The 19,423-nt window shown below is 36.9% G+C and carries 20 protein-coding genes and 1 other annotated feature; of the genes, 17 read left to right on the plus strand and 3 right to left on the minus strand.

Annotated features, from left to right (window positions below):
* The first annotated feature begins 54 nt into the window (after positions 1–54).
* The 9 genes from J2Z81_RS03940 (at position 55) to J2Z81_RS03980 (ending at position 10,730) form a co-directional block, all read left to right on the plus strand.
* Positions 55–1,065 carry an aliphatic sulfonate ABC transporter substrate-binding protein gene (locus J2Z81_RS03940; RefSeq protein WP_226370764.1) on the plus strand — a complete coding sequence of 337 codons (1,011 nt, stop codon included), beginning with the start codon at positions 55–57 and terminating at the stop codon, positions 1,063–1,065.
* Between the two features lie 99 nt (positions 1,066–1,164).
* Positions 1,165–1,947, plus strand: coding sequence for an ABC transporter permease (locus J2Z81_RS03945; RefSeq protein ID WP_226370795.1), 783 nt, complete (start codon positions 1,165–1,167; stop codon positions 1,945–1,947).
* A gap of 15 nt (positions 1,948–1,962) precedes the next feature.
* A complete protein-coding gene (locus J2Z81_RS03950; protein ID WP_226370765.1) occupies positions 1,963–2,712 on the plus strand; it encodes an ABC transporter ATP-binding protein in 750 nt (249 codons plus the stop codon).
* Positions 2,696–4,366, plus strand: a complete 1,671-nt coding sequence (gene acsA, locus J2Z81_RS03955) for an acetate--CoA ligase (RefSeq protein WP_226370766.1) — start codon at positions 2,696–2,698, stop codon at positions 4,364–4,366. Before J2Z81_RS03950 ends, acsA begins: the two co-directional genes overlap by 17 nt.
* Positions 4,367–4,616: 250 nt before the next feature.
* Positions 4,617–4,854, plus strand: a binding site (T-box leader).
* Positions 4,855–4,929: 75 nt separating this feature from the next.
* Positions 4,930–6,093, plus strand: coding sequence for a pyridoxal-phosphate-dependent aminotransferase family protein (locus J2Z81_RS03960; protein ID WP_226370767.1), 1,164 nt, complete (start codon positions 4,930–4,932; stop codon positions 6,091–6,093).
* Positions 6,090–7,676: a phosphoglycerate dehydrogenase gene (gene serA / locus J2Z81_RS03965; protein ID WP_226370768.1), complete on the plus strand. Its 1,587-nt coding sequence runs from the start codon at positions 6,090–6,092 to the stop codon at positions 7,674–7,676. Before J2Z81_RS03960 ends, serA begins: the two co-directional genes overlap by 4 nt.
* A gap of 229 nt (positions 7,677–7,905) precedes the next feature.
* A complete protein-coding gene (locus tag J2Z81_RS03970) occupies positions 7,906–8,250 on the plus strand; it encodes a DUF485 domain-containing protein (RefSeq protein ID WP_390337342.1) in 345 nt (114 codons plus the stop codon).
* Positions 8,247–9,776 (plus strand): solute symporter family protein, encoded by a 1,530-nt coding sequence (locus J2Z81_RS03975; protein WP_029270461.1) that lies wholly within the window; start codon positions 8,247–8,249, stop codon positions 9,774–9,776. The genes J2Z81_RS03970 and J2Z81_RS03975 overlap by 4 nt, the downstream gene beginning before the upstream one ends.
* Positions 9,777–9,932: 156 nt before the next feature.
* Complete coding sequence (locus tag J2Z81_RS03980; RefSeq protein ID WP_029270459.1) at positions 9,933–10,730, plus strand: cytochrome c oxidase assembly protein; 798 nt, start codon at positions 9,933–9,935, stop codon at positions 10,728–10,730.
* 76 nt (positions 10,731–10,806) lie between these two features.
* Here the strand turns inward: J2Z81_RS03980 and J2Z81_RS03985 are convergent, their stop codons facing one another.
* Genes J2Z81_RS03985 through J2Z81_RS03995 form a run of 3 tightly spaced genes read right to left on the minus strand, consistent with a single transcriptional unit; the run spans position 10,807 to position 12,768 of the window.
* Positions 10,807–11,565, minus strand: coding sequence for a FixH family protein (locus J2Z81_RS03985; protein ID WP_029270457.1), 759 nt, complete (start codon positions 11,563–11,565; stop codon positions 10,807–10,809).
* A 29-nt stretch (positions 11,566–11,594) separates the two neighbouring features.
* Positions 11,595–12,167, minus strand: a complete 573-nt coding sequence (locus J2Z81_RS03990) for an SCO family protein (RefSeq protein WP_029270455.1) — start codon at positions 12,165–12,167, stop codon at positions 11,595–11,597.
* A gap of 16 nt (positions 12,168–12,183) precedes the next feature.
* The gene (locus tag J2Z81_RS03995; RefSeq protein WP_029270453.1) at positions 12,184–12,768 is read right to left on the minus strand and encodes a DeoR family transcriptional regulator; all 585 of its coding nucleotides are present in this window, start codon (positions 12,766–12,768) and stop codon (positions 12,184–12,186) included.
* A gap of 219 nt (positions 12,769–12,987) precedes the next feature.
* Here J2Z81_RS03995 and J2Z81_RS04000 point away from each other — a divergent pair, with 219 nt between their 5' ends.
* The 8 genes from J2Z81_RS04000 (at position 12,988) to J2Z81_RS04035 (ending at position 19,414) form a co-directional block, all read left to right on the plus strand.
* On the plus strand, positions 12,988–13,332 hold the full coding sequence (locus tag J2Z81_RS04000; RefSeq protein WP_226370769.1) for a DMT family transporter: 345 nt from the start codon (positions 12,988–12,990) through the stop codon (positions 13,330–13,332).
* Between the two features lies 1 nt (position 13,333).
* A complete protein-coding gene (locus J2Z81_RS04005; RefSeq protein WP_226370770.1) occupies positions 13,334–13,648 on the plus strand; it encodes a DMT family transporter in 315 nt (104 codons plus the stop codon).
* Positions 13,649–13,671: 23 nt separating this feature from the next.
* Positions 13,672–14,625 carry an alpha/beta hydrolase gene (locus J2Z81_RS04010; RefSeq protein ID WP_226981219.1) on the plus strand — a complete coding sequence of 318 codons (954 nt, stop codon included), beginning with the start codon at positions 13,672–13,674 and terminating at the stop codon, positions 14,623–14,625.
* The gene (locus tag J2Z81_RS04015) at positions 14,597–15,604 is read left to right on the plus strand and encodes an MBL fold metallo-hydrolase (RefSeq protein ID WP_318842389.1); all 1,008 of its coding nucleotides are present in this window, start codon (positions 14,597–14,599) and stop codon (positions 15,602–15,604) included. The genes J2Z81_RS04010 and J2Z81_RS04015 overlap by 29 nt, the downstream gene beginning before the upstream one ends.
* A gap of 24 nt (positions 15,605–15,628) precedes the next feature.
* Positions 15,629–15,871, plus strand: a complete 243-nt coding sequence (locus tag J2Z81_RS04020; protein WP_029270446.1) for a glutaredoxin family protein — start codon at positions 15,629–15,631, stop codon at positions 15,869–15,871.
* Between the two features lie 155 nt (positions 15,872–16,026).
* On the plus strand, positions 16,027–17,046 hold the full coding sequence (locus tag J2Z81_RS04025; RefSeq protein WP_029270444.1) for a sugar-binding transcriptional regulator: 1,020 nt from the start codon (positions 16,027–16,029) through the stop codon (positions 17,044–17,046).
* 50 nt (positions 17,047–17,096) lie between these two features.
* Positions 17,097–18,104 carry a type I glyceraldehyde-3-phosphate dehydrogenase gene (gap, locus tag J2Z81_RS04030; RefSeq protein ID WP_029270442.1) on the plus strand — a complete coding sequence of 336 codons (1,008 nt, stop codon included), beginning with the start codon at positions 17,097–17,099 and terminating at the stop codon, positions 18,102–18,104.
* Between the two features lie 128 nt (positions 18,105–18,232).
* Positions 18,233–19,414, plus strand: a complete 1,182-nt coding sequence (locus tag J2Z81_RS04035) for a phosphoglycerate kinase (RefSeq protein WP_029270440.1) — start codon at positions 18,233–18,235, stop codon at positions 19,412–19,414.
* The last annotated feature ends 9 nt before the right edge of the window (positions 19,415–19,423 follow it).

Here is a 19,423-nt window from a genome sequence, read left to right on the forward strand (position 1 = left end):
CTTCTTAGGAAGAGGGTTTTTATTTATTATTTTATAGAAAAAGGAGAGGGTAAAATGCTTGAAAAAAGGATTTTTAGAAAGCATTATGTCGGAAAATTCACATTAATAGGACTAATAGGAGTTTTACTATTCCTAACTATGGGATGTTTTTCAAAAACAAGCTCGAAAGGTACACCAGAAAAAATTCGGTTAGATTATGCCTATTATTCACCAACTAGCTTGGTTCTTAAAAAGTTTGGATGGCTAGAAGAGACATTTGAAGAAGAAGGTATTGAGATAGAGTGGGTTTTAAGTCAAGGCAGCAATAAAGCATTAGAGTTTTTAAATAGCGACAGTATTGACTTTGGTTCATCAGCAGGTGCGGCTGCATTAATGTCTAAGGCAAATGGTGCGCCAATCAAAAATGTATATATTTATTCAAAGCCGGAATGGACTGCGCTTGTCTCCCGTGCAGACTCCAAGATTGAAAGTATAAATGATTTACAAGGAAAGAAGGTTGCGGCAACACTGGGTACAGATCCTTATATCTTCTTACTTCGTTCATTAAATGAGGAGGGGGTTTCAGCCAGTAATGTTGAGATTGTTAATCTACAGCATGGGGACGGGGCATCTGCGCTAACTTCAGGGTCTGTGGATGGATGGGCTGGCCTTGACCCTCACATGGCTCGACTAGAAATAGAATCTGATGCTGAGTTATTCTATCGGAACGTAGATTTTAATACATACGGTTTTTTAAATGTAAGAGAGAGTTTTGTTGAACAGTATCCTGAATATGTCAGTCGTGTCATTGAGGTGTATGAAAAAGCAAGAACTTGGACAATTAAAAATCCTAAAGAGGCAGCAGAAATCCTAGCGGAAGAAGCAAGTATTCCAGTAGATGTAGCACAAAAGCAATTAGAACGTAATGATTTTTCTGGACCAGTTCCTGGTAAAGATCAGCAAAGATCTTTAATAGAAGCTGGTAAAGTGTTACAAAACGGAGAAGTTATTGATGAGGATGCAAATGTCGAAAAACTTGTTATAGAGCTAATTGACCCCTCATTTGCAAAAGAAACGATTGAGTAGATAATTAGTTCTATTCTAAAGGAGAGGATAAAATTGGCAAAGCATAAAGAAGAAATAGCATCTGTGTTTGTTACAGAGCGCATCAAAGGTAATGAAAAAATGAAAAAGAAGCAGTCAAAAAATCTTCAATCTGTTCTTTTAGGAAGTTTCATTCCAATTATTCTAATTATTGCGTGGGAAGGATTAAGTCGAGTAGGATTTTTCCCAACTTACCAACTCCCAGCACCGACAACGATTTTAATTACCATTAAAGAAATGGCACAGGAAGGAACTTTATGGGATCATATTGGAATTACAACCTATCGTGTTTTGATGGGGTTTCTAATTGGTACAGTAGCTGCTGTCCTATTAGGGTCACTTGTTGGCTTTTATAAAAATGCAGAGCGATTATTTGATCCAATGATTCAAGCTTTTCGTTCTATTCCATCGCTTGCATGGGTGCCATTGTTCATTTTATGGATGGGAATTGGCGAGCCATCTAAAATAACAATGATAGCAGTTGGTGTCTTTTTCCCTGTCTATCTTAATGTTGTGAGCGGAATACTTGGAGTTGACCGAAAATTAATTGAAGTCGGAAAAATTTATGATTTAAATATATTTCAATTAATTCGCAGGATCATTTTGCCGGGAGCATTGCCTTCTTTCCTCGTTGGTTTGCGAAGTGGTTTAGGACTCGGTTGGATGTTTGTTGTTGCTGCAGAATTGATGGGGGCCAGTGAAGGACTAGGGTACTTGTTGGTTCTAGGCCAGAATACACTTTCTCCCGAGATAATTATTGCTAGTATTATTTTATTTGCGATTATCGGAAAATTTTTCGATTGGATTTTGAAAGTTATCGAAAAACAAGCGTTACACTGGCAGGACAATTTAATGAAATCATAGCGGGAGGTATACATGGTGAGTTTAGAAATGAAAGATGTTAGCCGAACATTTAATGGTAAAACAGTTGTTAGAAACATTTCTTTTACTGCAAATCCAGGAGAAATTATTGGTATTTTAGGTACGAGTGGTTGTGGAAAAAGTACGTTATTACGTGCTATTTCTGGCTTGGATAATGAATATAGTGGAGAAATAGTTATAAATGATTATATATCAAAAGGAATGCATAAGAATACTGGTTTTATGTTTCAAGAACCCCGTTTAATGCCTTGGCTTACAGTAATGGATAACGTTACGTTTGGATTAAAAGGGAGCAAGCTAAAGAAGCAGGATTGTGCAAGGCAATATTTGAAAGATGTTGGCTTAGCTGGAAGTGAACATCTTTATCCAAAACAGCTTTCTGGAGGAATGGCCCAACGTGTAGCAATCGCCCGGTCTTTGATTACATCTCCGGAAATTCTATTATTGGACGAACCATTTAGTGCGTTGGATGCATTCACCAAGATGCATTTACAAGATTTATTACTGGATGTATGGGAAAGTTATCAATCCACAATGGTGTTAGTTACCCATGATGTTGATGAAGCAATTTATTTATGTGATCGAATTATTATCTTATGCGGTCATCCAGGAGAAATTGCTAAAGAAATTAGATTAGCCGAACCACGTCCTAGAAAAAGAGGCAGTAGGAAATCCGCAGAGTTTAAAACAGAGATATTAGATAGCTTAAATTTAATAGGAGGAGATGAACATGTCTACAGTAAATAATGAGCTTCCGTCAATTACAGGTACATATAATTTACAAGATTACCAAGCTATAAACGAATCATTTTCATGGAATAATGCAGCAGAAAAATTAAGTTTTTGGAAAACAGGAAAAGTAAATATTGCTTATGAAACGATCGACAGACATGTTGATGAAGGTTTTGGAGAGAGAGTTGCACTTCAGTACGTAAATGGTGATAAGAGAGAAGTTTTAACATTTGCAGAAGTTAAAGAAAAAACAGATCATTATGCTCGTGTTTTAAAAGAAAATGGCGTGAAAAAAGGAGATAGAGTGTTTGTTTTACTACCTAAAACCCCTGCATGCTATATTTCTATTTTAGCGATTATTAAGATTGGTGGAATTGCTGGACCGTTATTTGAAGCGTTTATGAAGGAAGCAATAACAGATCGGATGAATGACTGTAGTGCAACAATGCTTATTACAGATAAATACTTAATTAATCGCGTTTCTAATAAAGATATTCCTTCCCTCCGATCAATTTTGTTTACAGAGGATTTGGAGGATTCCTTTTATAATACTCCAAATATAGAGGCGACTATCGAGTGGGTTCATTTAGAAGACGGATTCATTATACACTATACAAGTGGATCAACTGGTAAACCGAAGGGGATTTTGCACGCTCATCGTGCTATGATTCATCATTATGAATCAGGTAGATGGGTGTTGGATCTTAAAGACGATGATGTATATTGGTGTACCTCTCATCCAGGATGGGTAACAGGAAGTGTATATGGCTTATTTGCTCCTTGGTTAAATAGAGCTACAGTCGTCATTCAGGGAGGACGTTTTAAAGCTGAAAATTGGTATGAAATAATAGAAGAATTAAAAGTAACCACATGGTACAGTGCGCCAACTGCTTTTAGAATGTTATTATCCCAAGGTGATTTATTGAAAAAATATGATCTTTCCTCCTTAAGGCACGTCCTAAGTGTAGGTGAGCCTTTAAATCCAGAGGTTATTCACTGGGCATGGAATCAACTAGGAATTCGTATTCACGATACATGGTGGATGACTGAGACCGGAGGACATTTGATTGTAAACTTACCTTCAGAACCTATTAAACCAGGATCAATGGGAAGGCCATTTCCAGGGATTAAAGTAGGAATATTAGATGAAAGCGGAAAGGAATTACCACGTGGTTCCGTTGGACAATTAGCTATTCGTACACCGTGGCCCGGTTTGATGAAGGAGATTTGGGGAAGCAAAGATAAGTTCAATTCTTATTTTAAATATAAAGGCTGGTATGTATCTGGTGACATGGCTTTTCAAGACGATGAAGACTATGTGTTTTTTCATAGCAGAAGCGACGATATGATTAATTCAGCCGGGGAGAGAATCGGCCCTTTTGAAGTAGAAAGTAAACTCATTGAACATCCGGCAGTGGCAGAAGCGGGGGTCATTGGTAAACAAGATGCACTTCGCGGGGAGTTAGTGAAAGCATTTATTGTATTACGAACTGGCTATAAAGAGTCCCAAGAGTTACTTGAAGAAATTCGTGTATTTGTAAGAAATAATCTATCAGCACATGCAGCTCCTAGAGAAATTGAAGTGCTGGATAAGTTACCAAAAACAAAAATCAGCGGAAAAATACTTCGCAGAGAATTAAAGAATAAAGAAGTATATAGAATCAGTTAAATGTACAAATATATAAAATTTAGGGCTACTTTATAAATTAAGTTGATTAAATAGATGGGAAAAGAGTATTTAAATAACTGGTGAAATATGAAACTCTTATATAAGAGCAAGAAGGTGTGAACTTATTTGAGCAACCGATTTAAATTCTTTCTTTCAAATTATTATATCAAAATATGTTGACAATAAATGAAATTTTGCTATGATTATTATTATTAATTAAAAAATTTATTATTTTATAGCAATTTCATAAATAACTATAAAGATGAAGATAGGTTCATGAAAATGAGATACTTTAGAGAGCTGATGGATGGTGTAAATCAGTGTATTCTTTTTGTGAACGGCACTTCGGAATAGACAAATTGAAACCATACAGTAGGTTTGTCCGGCAACCTGGCCGTTATCGTAAATCCAATGAAGACTGCGTATAGGATTCATATGCAGTAAAAAAAGGGTGGTACCGCGAAAAATGAAACCTTTTCGCCCCTTAGCTTAAGCTATTAAGGGCGAAAGGGCTTTTTTATTTTTTATAGTATTTGATTTCTAAAATTGAGAGGGGATTAATCATGCTACAAGATACGAATATACTACGTATTCCAGGGCCTTCACCTATACCGCCGAGTATTCAGCGGGCAATGAGTCAACCGATGATCGGTCATCGGGGGATTGAGACGAAAGAACTCCTTCAGCGAATCAAACCAAAACTATCTCCTGTATTTGGAACAGAACAGGATGTGCTTATCATTACGGGTAGTGGTACTTCTGGCTTAGAAGCTGCAGTGGTAAATACTGCTCAAGCTGGCGATGATGTACTTGTTATTGTAACGGGTGCATTTGGAGATCGTTTTGCTAAAATTTGCGAATCTTATCAACTGAATGTACACCGTTTGGATATCACATGGGGAGATGCTGTTCAACCTGAGATCGTGAAAGATTATCTGAAAAACAATCCTCAAATTAAAGCAGTCTTTTCGACATATTGTGAAACATCAACAGGTGTGCTAAATCCGATACGGGAAATTAGCAATGTCGTACATGAAAATTCAAAAGCTCTAATGGTAGTAGACGGTGTTTCCTGTGTTGGCGGAGTGGAAACAAAGATGGATGAATGGGGTGTTGATGTCTTTGTTACTGGTTCACAAAAAGCTATGATGTTACCTGCAGGACTAACTTTTATTGCAGTTAGTGAGCGTGCTTGGGAAGTAATAGAGGAAAATCAGCAGCCACGTTTCTATTTAGACTTAAATAAATACCGAAAAAGTTTAAATGAGGCTTCAACACCATTTACTCCAGGACTGTCTTTGTTGTTTGGACTTGAACAGGCTTTAGCATTAATGGAAAAAGAGGGATTAGCACAAGTTTTCCAAAGGCATCAAATAATGATGGAAATGACTCGTAACGCTTTTAAAGCGCTTGATATTCCGCTTCTGACATCTGACGCGACTGCATCACCTACGGTAACAGCTATTCAACCAGAAGATTTTGATGGAGAGATGTTACGTAAACAGGTGAAACAGGAATTTGGATTGGAGTTGGCTGGTGGCCAGCAACACCTAAAAGGAAAGATTGTTCGAATTGGTCATATGGGTTATTGTTCACCGGCAGATGTAATACAAACCATTGGTTTAATGGAATTGGGCTTACGAAAATTAGGCAAGGATGTAACACTTGGTCAAGGAGTAGCAGCGGCCCAAGAATGCTATTTAAAACAGGAGGTAAGTCAACAATGACATTTCGTATTTTAATTAGTGATCCTTTAAGTGAAGATGGTATATTCCCTTTACGTGAGGCGGATAACATCGAAGTAGTAATGGAGACAGATTTGACAAATGATCAGTTGCTTGAGAGGATAAAAGACTTTGACGGATTATTAGTACGCAGTCAAACGCAAGTAACAAAGGAAGTATTTGCACATGGAGAAAAGTTAAAAGTAATCGGACGAGCTGGGGTCGGTGTTGACAATATTGATTTGGAGGCAGCAACTGAAGCTGGTGTTATTGTTGTGAATGCACCTGATGGGAATACAAACTCCGCAGCAGAACACACAATGGCGATGCTTATGTCTTTGGCGCGCAAAATTCCTCAAGCCTACTACGCTCTAAAACAAGAACGGTGGGATCGTAAGTCACATGTGGGAGTGGAGCTAAAAAACAAAACTTTAGGAATTGTAGGGCTTGGCAGAATTGGTGCAGAGGTAGCTACGAGAGCTAAAGGACAGCGGATGAATGTGATTGCTTATGACCCCTTTTTAACAGAAGAAAAAGCAGAGAATATGGGAATTGAATGTGGAACGATAGAAGAAGTGCTAAAAGCAGCTGACTTTATCACTGTTCATACGCCTCTCTTGAAAGAAACGAAACATCTCATTAATCAAGATGCATTTGACTTAATGAAAGACTCTGTACGAGTTATCAACTGTGCACGTGGTGGTATTATTGATGAGGATGCATTGTATGAAGCAATTATGGCTAAGAAGGTAGCTGGTGCGGCATTAGATGTATTTGAAGAAGAGCCTATTAGTAATCATAAATTACTTGAACTTCCTGAGGTAATTGCTACACCACATCTTGGTGCCAGTACTGTAGAAGCGCAAGAAAATGTAGCAATCGATGTTAGTCGTGACGTTGTAAACATTCTGTCAGGCGGAGTACCACAAAATCCAGTAAATCTGCCTGCTGTACCACAAGACATTATGAGCGAAATTGAACCATATTTCCATTTATCTGAGAAATTAGGTGCATTTCTAGCTCGTCTTGTAGAAGAAGCAGCTGAAGAGATTAATATATACTATGCTGGAGAGCTTTCTGAATTAGAAGTAGCACCATTAACACGCAATACTGTGAAAGGCGTATTAAAACGTTACTTAGGGGATCATGTAAACGACGTAAATGCAGCATACTTAGCAGAGAAAAAAAGTATTATCATTAATGAGAATAAAACTTCTACTACAAAAGGATTCACAAATTTAATTACGGTAGAAGTTAAAACCAAATCAGAAACAAGAAAAGTAGCAGGAACATTATTAAATGGCTATGGAGCCCGTATTATCAAAGTAGACAATTATCGAGTAGATGTTATACCGGAAGGCCACATGGTATTAGTCCATCATAAAGACCAGCCGGGTGCTATCGGCAGAGTGGGAACAACACTTGCAAAAGATAATATAAATATAGCAACAATGCAAGTAGGAAGATCAGATGTTGGCGGTGATGCAATCATGATGTTGACAGTCGATAAACAGGTAGAGCAAACAGGACTTGAATTACTAAAAGAATTAGAAGATATTTATAAAGTAACTGCAGTTACTTTATAAACTGGAACGGTCTGTCCCTTGCAGAGGGGCAGACCTTTTTTAATACTAAAGCTTGAATTTTTGTAAGGCATACGGATGGATAATTCTTATCTAATAAAGTTTATAACTGATGTTTTCTATATTTTTAAAATATACAATAATTTCCGAATTATTTTGAAAATATGCATCTATATTGATATACTAAATCACAACAAATCATTTAAAATGATGAAGATAGGAGTTGGTATTATTGGAAAAAGAATTAGCAAGAAGCGTAAGTAACCCGCCAGACTATGAAGAAGTTGCTAGGAGTAGAAAATTTAAACAATTAATGAATGAAAGGAAAAAGTTTATTATTCCGTTTACAATTTTCTTTATTGTATTTTATTTTATGTTACCGATATTAACGTCCTATACAACTATTTTAAACACACCAGTAATTGGGGATATTACGTGGGTTTGGGTTTATGCCTTTGCGCAGTTTGTAATGACTTGGGTGCTATCTATTATCTACATTAGAAAAGCAGCTGTTTTTGATAAAAAATCAAATGAAATAATCGAGGAACAGCTAGATAAGGGAGGAATCGATTCATGAATGCAACAGTGATTTTTTTCTTTCTTCTTATTGTAGCAGGCACCTTAGTTATTACATATTGGGCCGCAAAAAGAACAAAATCAACAGGTGACTTTTACACTGCTGGAGGCGGGTTAACGGGATGGCAAAATGGGTTGGCAATTGCAGGTGATTATTTATCCGCTGCCTCCTTTCTTGGTATTGCAGGAGCTATAGCACTGAATGGATTTGATGGATTTTTCTATAGTATTGGATTTTTAATTGCTTATCTTGTTGTCCTTTTTTTAGTAGCCGAACCTTTGAGAAATCTTGGAAAATATACACTTGCTGATATGATAAATGCACGTTTTGACGCAAAAAAAGTAAGGGGGGCAGCTGCTTTAAATACAATTGTTATAGTTATTTTTTATATGATTGCTCAGTTAGTTGGGGCAGGTGCACTTATTCAGTTATTGTTTGGCATAGATTATTGGGTTGCTGTTTTAATTGTTGGCGTAATGATGACCATTTATGTATTGTTTGGCGGAATGACAGCTACAAGTTGGGTACAAATTATTAAAGCACTTTTATTAATGCTTGGAACCGTCATTATCTCATTTATGGTATTAGCTAAATTTAACTTTAATCTTGTTTACATGTTCAGTGAGATGAAAACGGTTACAGAACATGGTGCAGACTACTTGAAACCCGGACTTAAGTACACAGATCCACTTGGTACGATTTCACTAATGATCGCATTGGTATTAGGAACAGCTGGTTTACCACATATATTAATGCGTTTCTTTACTGTTAAAGATGCGAAAACAGCAAGAAGTTCTGTCATTACTGCTACATGGGTTGTTGGCATTTTCTATGTCTTAACTGTTTTTCTTGGTTTTGGAGCGGCTGCGTTTGTGGGTTCAAAAGCCATTACATCTGCAAATACAGCGGGAAACATGGCTGCACCACTGCTGGCTGAAGCGCTCGGCGGAGATTTCTTATTGTCATTTGTATCAGCAGTCGCATTTGCTACGATTCTTGCTGTTGTAGCGGGGCTCGTTTTATCAGGTGCATCTGCATTTGCCCATGATGTGTATGGTCAAATTATTAAGAAAGGTAAGATTTCAGATCGAGATCAAATGCTTGCTGCAAAATATGCATCGTTTGGAGTATCTGTATTTTCGATTATATTAGCATTATTTGCCCAAAATCTAAACGTTGCTTTTCTCGTGTCATTAGCATTTTGTGTTGCTGCAAGTGCCAATTTACCGGTTATTTTATATACGATCTATTGGAAGAGATTTAATACAAGTGGCGCAGTTACTGGAATGTTGACTGGATTAATAGTATCTCTTGTACTTGTTATATTAAGTCCAAATGTATTTTCTCCCGTGCCAGGAGAGGCAATGTTTGTCGGAGATCCTATATTCCCGTTTACAAATCCCGCATTGTTTTCAGTACCACTTGGATTTTTAGGGGGATATCTAGGAACAGTTTTATCAAAAGAAAGAGATCCCAGAAGATATGCAGAAGTAAAGGTGAAGGCAAATACCGGATACAGAGAGTAGAATGTAAAAGGAAGGGGCGTCCATTACTAGGTCTCTTCCTGTATTTTTTAACCCTTCCCAATCACACTTTATTCCAGTTTTGCATAGAATAAATAGATGATAAATCGTTGGGTGTGAATTTGATACAATGATAGGTTTGATTTTGGAGGGATACAAATGATGTATGAAGTATTGCTCGAAGATCACATGCAGTGGAATATACCATGGTTGATTGGCTTAGTCGCAATTGCCTGTTTTTATTTCTTTCTGATTAAATATTGGATGAAGATGAATCTGAAAAAAAAGCAATCATCCCTTTTTGTTCTCTGTTTGTGTTTAGTTTATTTGTCTCTTGGAAGTCCTTTTGCGGGTGTTAGCCATGCTTCATTCAGTTTGCATATGATTCAGATGAGTATCATTTATTTTATTATTCCTCCTTTATTTTTATTGGGAATACCTAGCCAAATCATTGAATATATGAGAAAAAAAATAAATTTGAGAAAAAAGAAATTTATTTTATTCCTTCCGTTCATCACTCTGTGTATCTTCGCTATATTATTCTTTTTTTACCACATGCCTTTTGTGTTAACACTACTATCTAAATATCCAGCAATTCATAAAGTTTATGGAATTATATTATTTATACTGGCTGTTATTATGTGGTGGCCAATTGCAGGTACGGCAAACAGACAGCTACCTAAAAAGAAAAAGAAGCGATATGCATTTTTAAGCAGTCTTTTAATAATGCCAGCATGTGTAATATTCATTGTATATGCTTTCATGGATGGAATGACCAATCCATTTCTAAATGAATTAACCACAGGACTTTGTTTTGCAGGTCCGTCTGACCCCGTTGCATTACTTCCGCCTCCTTTTAATACAAAATTTGATCAAATTGCAGCTGGACTTTCGATGATGATAATGCATAAATTAGGGATTATTCTTACGTATAAAGTAAATAGTCTTCCTTTCTGACTACATGCTTGGATAGGTACCTGAATAAATCGATCAAAAAACCCAAATCATTGTTCTGATTTGGGTTTTAAAAGTTTTATTTTACTTCAATTTTATATTCTTCTTGTTCTTTTACTCCATCATCATCTTCAACATGAATTTGTATCGTATAAGAGCCTGCTTCTGAGAAAGTATGTGTTGCTTTATATTCACCTGCTTTTGTTTCTTCTGCCTCCGCTGTTTCTTGATTATCCGATTCGTCTTTCTTAGAGATATCGTATTGAACATCTGCTTTTTCAATAGGCTCATCATCCATTTGTAAATGTGTGATTAAGTCTACTTCCTCATCTGTTTTGACCTCTTCAGGCTCCATGAAATGCATGTGAAGGCCATCAGCATTCTCGTGCTCATGATCTCCATGTTCGTCATGAGCATCATGTTCATCGGCAATCGCATTTCCTACTTCTATCGATTTTTTTGGCATAGTGTGTAAATCTCTTGCTGTTGTATGTGCATAGATTTCATAAACAGCATCTTCTTCAAAGCTTACTTTCGCTGTATATGTTCCATCTTCATTATTTTGTGCTTCAACTGTAGTGCTATCGTCTTCATTTCCTTGCTTCCAGTATTCAAATTCCATTTCATCTGCATCTTTCACTTTTTCGTCACCATAAGTAACAATAGCTTTTAACTCGACTTCTTCGTCAACTTCTGCAGATTCAGGCAAAGCGAAATCAACTTTCAGTTCTGCTAATTCCTCTGTTTCTTCTTTTGTTTCGTCTGAATGATTATCACTGCATGCTGCTAATAGCATTAGCATGAGAACAAAAAGAAATATCCATATTTTCCGTCTCATTCTTCTTTTCCCCCTTGTTTTTATTCATGTTAGAGCACAGCCTTTAAATCCTCCACAATTGTTTCTATTTCCTTTTTATCCACACCATCATATTTTTTTACGATTTCTCCCTCTGGATTAATCAGAAAGAAGTTTGTTCCATGTGTCACTTGATCATCCCCGGGTTGGGGTTCCGCTAAGAGAGAACGAAAAGATTTAATAGAAAGTTCTTTAATGGTTTGAAAGTCATATCCTGTCAAGAACGTCCAGTTATCAAGATCGGCTTCATATTCTTTGGCGTAGTCCCTTAACACTTCCGGTGTATCATGTTCAGGGTCAACACTAAAGGAAACAAGCTGAACATCTAGGTCTTCTTCTTTTAATTTATCTTGTAAAATGGACATGTTTGAGGTCATTGGTAGACAAACAGTCGTACAGTTTGTAAAGACGAAATCTGCTACCCACCATTCGCCCTCTAAATCTTTATTACTTAATTTTTTTTCATCTTGTGTTGTAAATTCAAAATCTGCAACCTCTTCAGACATATTTGTTTCAATGTCTTCACCGCCGCAAGCAGCGAGGAACAGGATAAAAATAAAGGCAAAAAATTTTATGAATCTCATTTATGACTTCCTTTCTTTAATGGTGTTGACAAGGATTCACATTACCCTCATTCATCTTTTTAAAGACAATTTCCAGCGCTTCATGAAATGGATAAACGTTACCTCCAAATCCATGAACAAATTTTTCCGCATGATCTCTCCACTCAAATGGTAAAACTTGTGGTTGACAGCAGCCCAGATGAAGGGAAGTATCCATGACAAACCATGCCAAAGGTGCACTTATTGTGGTTTGTTTCAGAAAATCATAACATAATGCCTGAACAACTTGCTCATTTAACTGACGATGTCTAAGAAGTCCACAGTGGGCACAGCATGCAGTCTCAACTTGATTATTTGGCAGAATAAGCCTGTAAGCCATTCTTTCGTTGATAGAACGTTGGCATACGGTGCATTCCTCGGGATTCGCAGATGATTTGTGCTTTTGAGCAATGGTTACACCACCAAAAGTTTTAATGACGTCTCCAGACTCAATCAATGGCCTTAAGTCCCGATGGATCGTCATTTCAGATACATCAAGCATTTCACTTAGCTCGGAAATTTTTAATGTCTGTTTCTTTTTTATTAGTTTTTTAATTTGATTTTGACGATCAATAGGTAGCATGAATGTTTCACCTCTCAATCATTAATCGATTTTTAACAAACTAAAACAATTTCTAACATGATTTTAACAGGCGGTGCCAAGAAGAGCAATGAACATTCTGTGAACGATATTATTATGGGCAAATTGGTGATATGATAAAGTGAAAAATAGGAATAAGTTGCTCTTATCGAAATAGTAAGGTAGTTTTGAAATAGTATTATTATAGGAGGCTTTAGAGATTTGGGTTGGCTTTATGTTCTTTTTGCTGCTATTGTCGAGGTATTCTGGGTCATTGGTTTGAAATATTCTGATTCATTGATGGAGTGGATTGGTACTATTTTTATTATTATTTTGAGTTTTTATTTTATTGTGAAAGCCAGTGAACAATTACCAACAGGGACTGTTTACGCTGTGTTTACCGGTTCAGGAGCTGCTGCAATTGTTTTAATTGACTTTCTTATTTTTGGTGCAGCATTTTCTGTTGCAAAACTATTTTTTATTGGGTTAATTATAATAGGTGTTATTGGTATTAAGATTACAACAACCGAAGCGAAAAAGGAAACAGTCATACATAGGGGGGGATAAATTGGCTTGGTTGTATCTGGTTATTGCCAGTTTCGGTGAAATTTTTGGAGTGATGTTCATCAATATTTATCTTCAAAAAAAATCGCTTCAATGGCTGTTAATGGTGATCCTATCTTTTTCAGGCGGGTTTTTGTTTTTGTCACTTGCGATGCGAGATATACCACTTGGTACGGCCTATGCGATATGGACAGGTTTAGGAGCAGCAGGAGCAGTATTAATAGGTATTTTCTTTTTTAGAGAATCAGCGGGCTGGAAGCGAATGCTATTCTTATGTTGCATCATTGCTGGAGCGGTAGGCCTTAAAGCAATTGAATGACGTGAATGAAAGAAGGTGATCAGTTGGAAGAAAAAGTACATCAAACGGAGCATTCATCAAGAAAAAGAAATAGGAAGAAAACCGTAAGTCTTATTTTTGGTGCAATGATTATATTAACCCTTATTGTGTGTGTTGGAATATCTATTTTCGTCGGGTATAGTATGACACATCCTGAAAAAAAACCAATTGAGCAATCGCCTAGTGATTACGGGATGGCTTATGAAGATATTGAATTTAGCAGTAGGGGAGATGGGCTGCAGTTATCTGGCTGGGTACTGAAACCGGAGGAGACACCAAAAATGACAGTAATCTTTTCGCACGGCTATAAAGGGAATCGGTATGAAGACCATATACCATATCTCTCCATGGCAAAAGACCTTTTAGACAAAGGGTATCGTGTTGTTATGTTTGATTTTCGTTATGCTGGAGAATCAGATGGCGATATGTCAACAATTGGTGCAAAAGAACAATTTGATTTGCTTGGTGCAATTGATTACGTCAATGAAAGGTATGATGAACCAATCGGTTTACTTGGTATCTCGATGGGAGCTTCGACATCTTTACTTGCCGCTTCTCAAGCAGAAGATGTCATTGGTGTGGTTGCTGATAGTCCGTTTAGTGACTTAGAGGAGTATCTAAAAGTCAATTTACCAGTCTGGTCCAATTTGCCAAATTTTCCTTTCACACCGCTAATTTTGACGTTAGTACCTATGATTTCTGATCTGGATCCAAAAAACGCCAGTCCTATTTCTGTATTGGGAGACATCGCCCCAAGACGAGTACTTTTTATCCATAATAAGGAAGACGATGCGATTCCATATACGGAAAGCAAGAAAATGGCTGAGAAAAATCCGGAAAAATTTAAATTATGGCTTCCTGATGGGGAAGGTCATGTAAAAGCCTACAAACAAAACAAAGATGAATATATTAAAAAAGTGGATACATTCTTTGAAGCTAGTTTGGAAGAGGCTTCTTAATATCAAATATAATAGGAAAGTGAGCAGTGAGGAATATATGTTAGAAGCGTATGGATTAAAACTTATCAAGCTTGATTTGCCTTTTCGCCTTAACCATGTAAATTGTTTTATGGCAGAAGGTGAAAATGGATGGACGATTATTGATACTGGATTAAATAACAAGGAAACCATCTTGAGATGGGAAAAAGAATTGGAAGGAAAAATAGTTTCAAATATATATATTACGCATTACCATCCAGACCATTTTGGTTATGCCGGAGGATTACAAAGAAAGGTAAACGCTCGTCTCTCAATGAGTGAGATTGATGTGAATGCCGGTTTTACAGCTTGGCAGGAAGATACGATCAAAAGCATTCGCAACAGCTATACACTTGCAGGGATTCCGAATGAAATGGCTGGTAAAATGACTGGCAATACTGAAGAATTTATTGAAGCAGTAACACCTTATCCAAACGTGGATCATTATTTTCAAGAAGGTGAATTAGTTCCTCTTGGTAAATATAATTATGAGGTAATCTTTACGCCTGGGCATTCAGACGGTTTAATCACATTTTATAATAAAGATAAAAATGTTTTGCTCTCAACCGATCATATATTGCCAAAGATTACACCGAATATCTCGCATTGGTTCCATGGTAACCAAGATCCGCTGGATACATATTTAAAATCTTTGGATAAAATAAAAAAATTGGATGCTGATTTAGTCATTCCTTCTCATGGCAAACCGTTTCATGGAGCAAATCGAAGGATTGATGAAATCAAAGGACACCATGAGGAACGACTTGCACAAACATTATCATTCCTAGATCATCAGGGTGATACCGTTTATGATATTTGTGGGAAACTGTTTCAAAAGGAACTTACCGTACATGAAATGCGTTTTGCTATTGGGGAGACACTTGCCCACCTTGAATATTTAAGAAACCGGGGAGAATGTCAACGAGAACAGCAAAATGGAAGATGGTACTATACACTGTGAAATATAGAAAGAGGGCGTTAAAATATGCTTCAAATAAAGTTTTATACCAAGGAAAACTGTCCGTTATGCGAAGATGCAGAAGCATTGTTAACCTTGCTTCGAAATGATTATCCATTTGTAGTGGATAAAAGAAATATTGATACAAATGAAACTTGGTTGGAAGCTTATCAGCTGAACATCCCTGTTATTGATATAAATGGTAGGCAGCTTGATTGCAGAAATATAAGTTTTGAAACATTAAATCGTGTAATCCAAGAACATGTGTAAACAAAAATCTATGCAATCAAATTTGTTGAAGAATTGTATCTCTTTGCTATAATAAAAATAGACAACGTGAAATGATGTCTATTTTTTTGAATCATGTGGGACATAGTAATTTTATTCGGGACAAATATGTCCCTATGTGAAAAGGAGCCTTTCTTATGAATGACTTACTTAACTTGCAGAAAAAATTATATCCCGACTTATTAGAAAGTATGCATCAAAGATATGCTGTGTTGCGCAATATCTATCTTTTTCAGCCTATTGGTAGAAGAGGTTTGGCAGAACATACAAAACTGACCGAACGTATTGTGCGTGGGGAAGTCACTTTTTTACAAAAACACAGTTTTATTCATATGACAACAAAAGGAATGCAAATTACGAAAGAGGGAAAAATGCTAGTGGAACAACTGGCTCCTTTTATGAGTGAGTTTTCAAAGGTAAGTGTTTTACAGGAACGATTAAAGGATAAATTACAAATAAAACAGGCCTTGATCGTTCCAGGTAATAGTGATGAAGACAATTGGGTAAAACAAGAAATGGGAAAAGTCTGTGTTTCATATCTTAAACAAACGGTTCAATCCGGCTCTGCAATAGCAGTTACTGGCGGTACAACAATTGCTGCTGTAGCTGATGTGATGACACCAATAGAAACTTCAGATGATTGTTTATTTGTCCCTGCAAGAGGTGGTATAGGGGAAAGAATGGAAAATCAGGCAAATTCAATTGTTGCTAAAATGGCAAGAAAAGCGAAGGGTGATTACCGTTTGCTTTATGTACCTGATACATTAAGTGAGACATCCTATCAAACAATGATCAATGAGCCGGCAATTAAAGAAGTTTTACAAAAAATAAAAAGCGCTGATATTGTTTTACATGGCATAGGTGATGCCTTAACGATGGCAGCAAGAAGAAATACGCCAGAACACATAACAGCAGAGTTAAAAGAGAAGAATGCCGTTAGTGAGGCATTTGGTTATTATTTTGATAATAAAGGAGAGATTGTCCACAAAGTCAGAACGATAGGTCTTCAATTAGAAGATGTATCGTCTACTCCTCAGGTTATCGCAATAGCAGGTGGAAAATCAAAGGCAAAGGCAATCGTATCTTACTTCATGAGAAACAAAAGTGATTTGCTCATTACGGATGAAGCAGTAGCAGAAGCGATTTTAAGGGCTTAATTATTCCCTTTGAATATATAAAATTTATCTCAGTTATAGGAGGAATATAGATGTCAGTGAAAATAGGTATAAATGGCTTTGGTAGAATTGGAAGAAATGTATTCCGTCAGTCTCTCAAAAATGAAGAAGTAGAAGTTGTAGCAGTAAATGACTTAACGGACGCAGAGATGCTCGCCCATTTATTAAAATTTGATTCTGTTCATGGACAATTAGGGGAAGAAATCAATGTAAATGGTTCAAATATTATTGTTGGCGGGAAAGAGATTAAAGTACTATCTGAACGTGATCCGGCTAATATCGGCTGGGGTGATCTAGGCGTAGAAGTTGTTATTGAGTCAACAGGCCGTTTTACTAAAAGGGAAGATGCCCAAAAGCACATAGATGCAGGAGCTAAAAAAGTGATTATTTCCGCACCGGCTAAAAATGAAGATTTAACAATGGTAATGGGTGTTAACCATCAAGATTACGATGCTGATAAACACCATATTGTATCAAATGCATCATGCACTACAAATTGTCTGGCACCTATAGCAAAAGTTCTCCATGAAAAATTCGGTCTTAATCGCGGATTAATGACCACTGTTCATTCTTATACAAATGACCAGCAAATTCTAGATCTACCCCATAAAGATTATAGACGTGCGCGTGCAGCTGCTCAAAATATCATTCCAACATCAACTGGTGCTGCAAAAGTAGTAGGAAAAGTGTTACCAGCATTAGATGGAAAATTAAATGGGATGGCAGTTCGTGTACCAACTCCAGATGGTTCACTCGTCGATTTAGTAGCAGAACTTACGAAAAATGTTACGTTAGAAGATGTAAATGATGCATTTAAAGAAGCTGCTGAAGGTGAATTAAAAGGAGTTTTAGAATATAGTGAACTTCCACTTGTCTCCAATGATATTGTAGGGAATACAAATTCCTCCATTGTTGATGGTCTTTCCAATATGATTCTGGAAGACAATATGGTGAAAGTCGTTTCCTGGTATGACAACGAAATGGCTTATTCTGCACGTTGCGTTGATTTGGCCGCATATATGAAAAAACAAGGCTTATAAAATTTTATAAGAGGAGGAGGAATGCATTCCTCCTCCATTTTCAATTTTAAATGGTTATTGGATGCATTTATTGGGAAAACCTATTATGATTGTTTTTGTACATAGTTGTTAATAGGGAGGTTTTTGTATTGAACAAAAAAACACTTCATGACCTGGATTTGAAAGGTAAAAAGGTGTTTTGCCGTGTGGATTTAAATGTTCCTATGGATAATGGTGAAGTAACAGATGAAACTCGTATAAAGGCTGTCTTACCAACAATTAATTATCTTTCGGACCAAGGAGCAATTACTATATTGGCAAGCCACCTTGGCCGCCCAAAAGGGCAAGTGGTTGAAGAGTTGCGTCTAGATCCTGTGGCAAAGCGGTTAAGCGATCTACTTGAAAAAGAAGTTTTGAAAACAGATGAAGTTCACGGGAAAGAAGTAAATGAAGCAATTTCTAAAATGAGTGAAGGAGATATTTTATTAATTGAAAACGTTCGCTTTGATCCCGGCGAAGAAAAAAATGATGCAAAATTAGTACAAGCTTTTGCTGATATGGCCGATATATTTGTTAACGATGCTTTTGGAACCACGCATCGGGCACATGCTTCTACAACAGGAGTAGCAGATAAATTACCTGCTGTTGCTGGATTTCTTATGGAACAAGAAATACATGTTTTAAGCAAGGCGCTAAAAGCACCCGATAGACCATTTACAGCGATAATCGGGGGTGCGAAAGTCAAAGATAAAATTGATGTTATTGATTATTTATTAGAAAAGGTTGATAACTTAATCATTGGTGGAGGATTGGCCTACACCTTTGTGAAAGCACAAGGCTATGAAATTGGGAACTCATTACTTGAAGAAGATAAAATCGATCTTGCCAAAAAGTTTATGCAAAAGGCAAAGGATAAAGGCGTTAGACTCATTTTACCGAAAGATGCGGTCGTGGCTAATGATTTTTCGGAAACAGCAAATACAAAAATTGTAACAATTGACCAAATCCCTGTAGATTGGCAAGCGTTAGACATTGGACCTGAAACACGTGAATTATTTAGTCAGATTGTGGCTGAGTCACAACTTGTTATTTGGAACGGTCCAATGGGTGTATTTGAAATGAACGCTTTTGCAGGAGGAACGAAAGCTGTTGCTGATGCTTTAGCAAACACCGAAGGATATACTGTAATTGGTGGCGGTGATTCAGCTGCAGCAGTTGAAAAGTTCGATCTTGCGGATAATATGAACCACGTATCAACAGGCGGCGGAGCTTCATTGGAATTTATGGAAGGGAAAGAGCTGCCGGGTGTAAAAGTGCTGGATGAAAAATAGAAGGAGTGA

This window comes from Virgibacillus alimentarius (assembly GCF_017874635.1).
Classification (GTDB): domain Bacteria; phylum Bacillota; class Bacilli; order Bacillales; family Amphibacillaceae; genus Virgibacillus_B; species Virgibacillus_B alimentarius.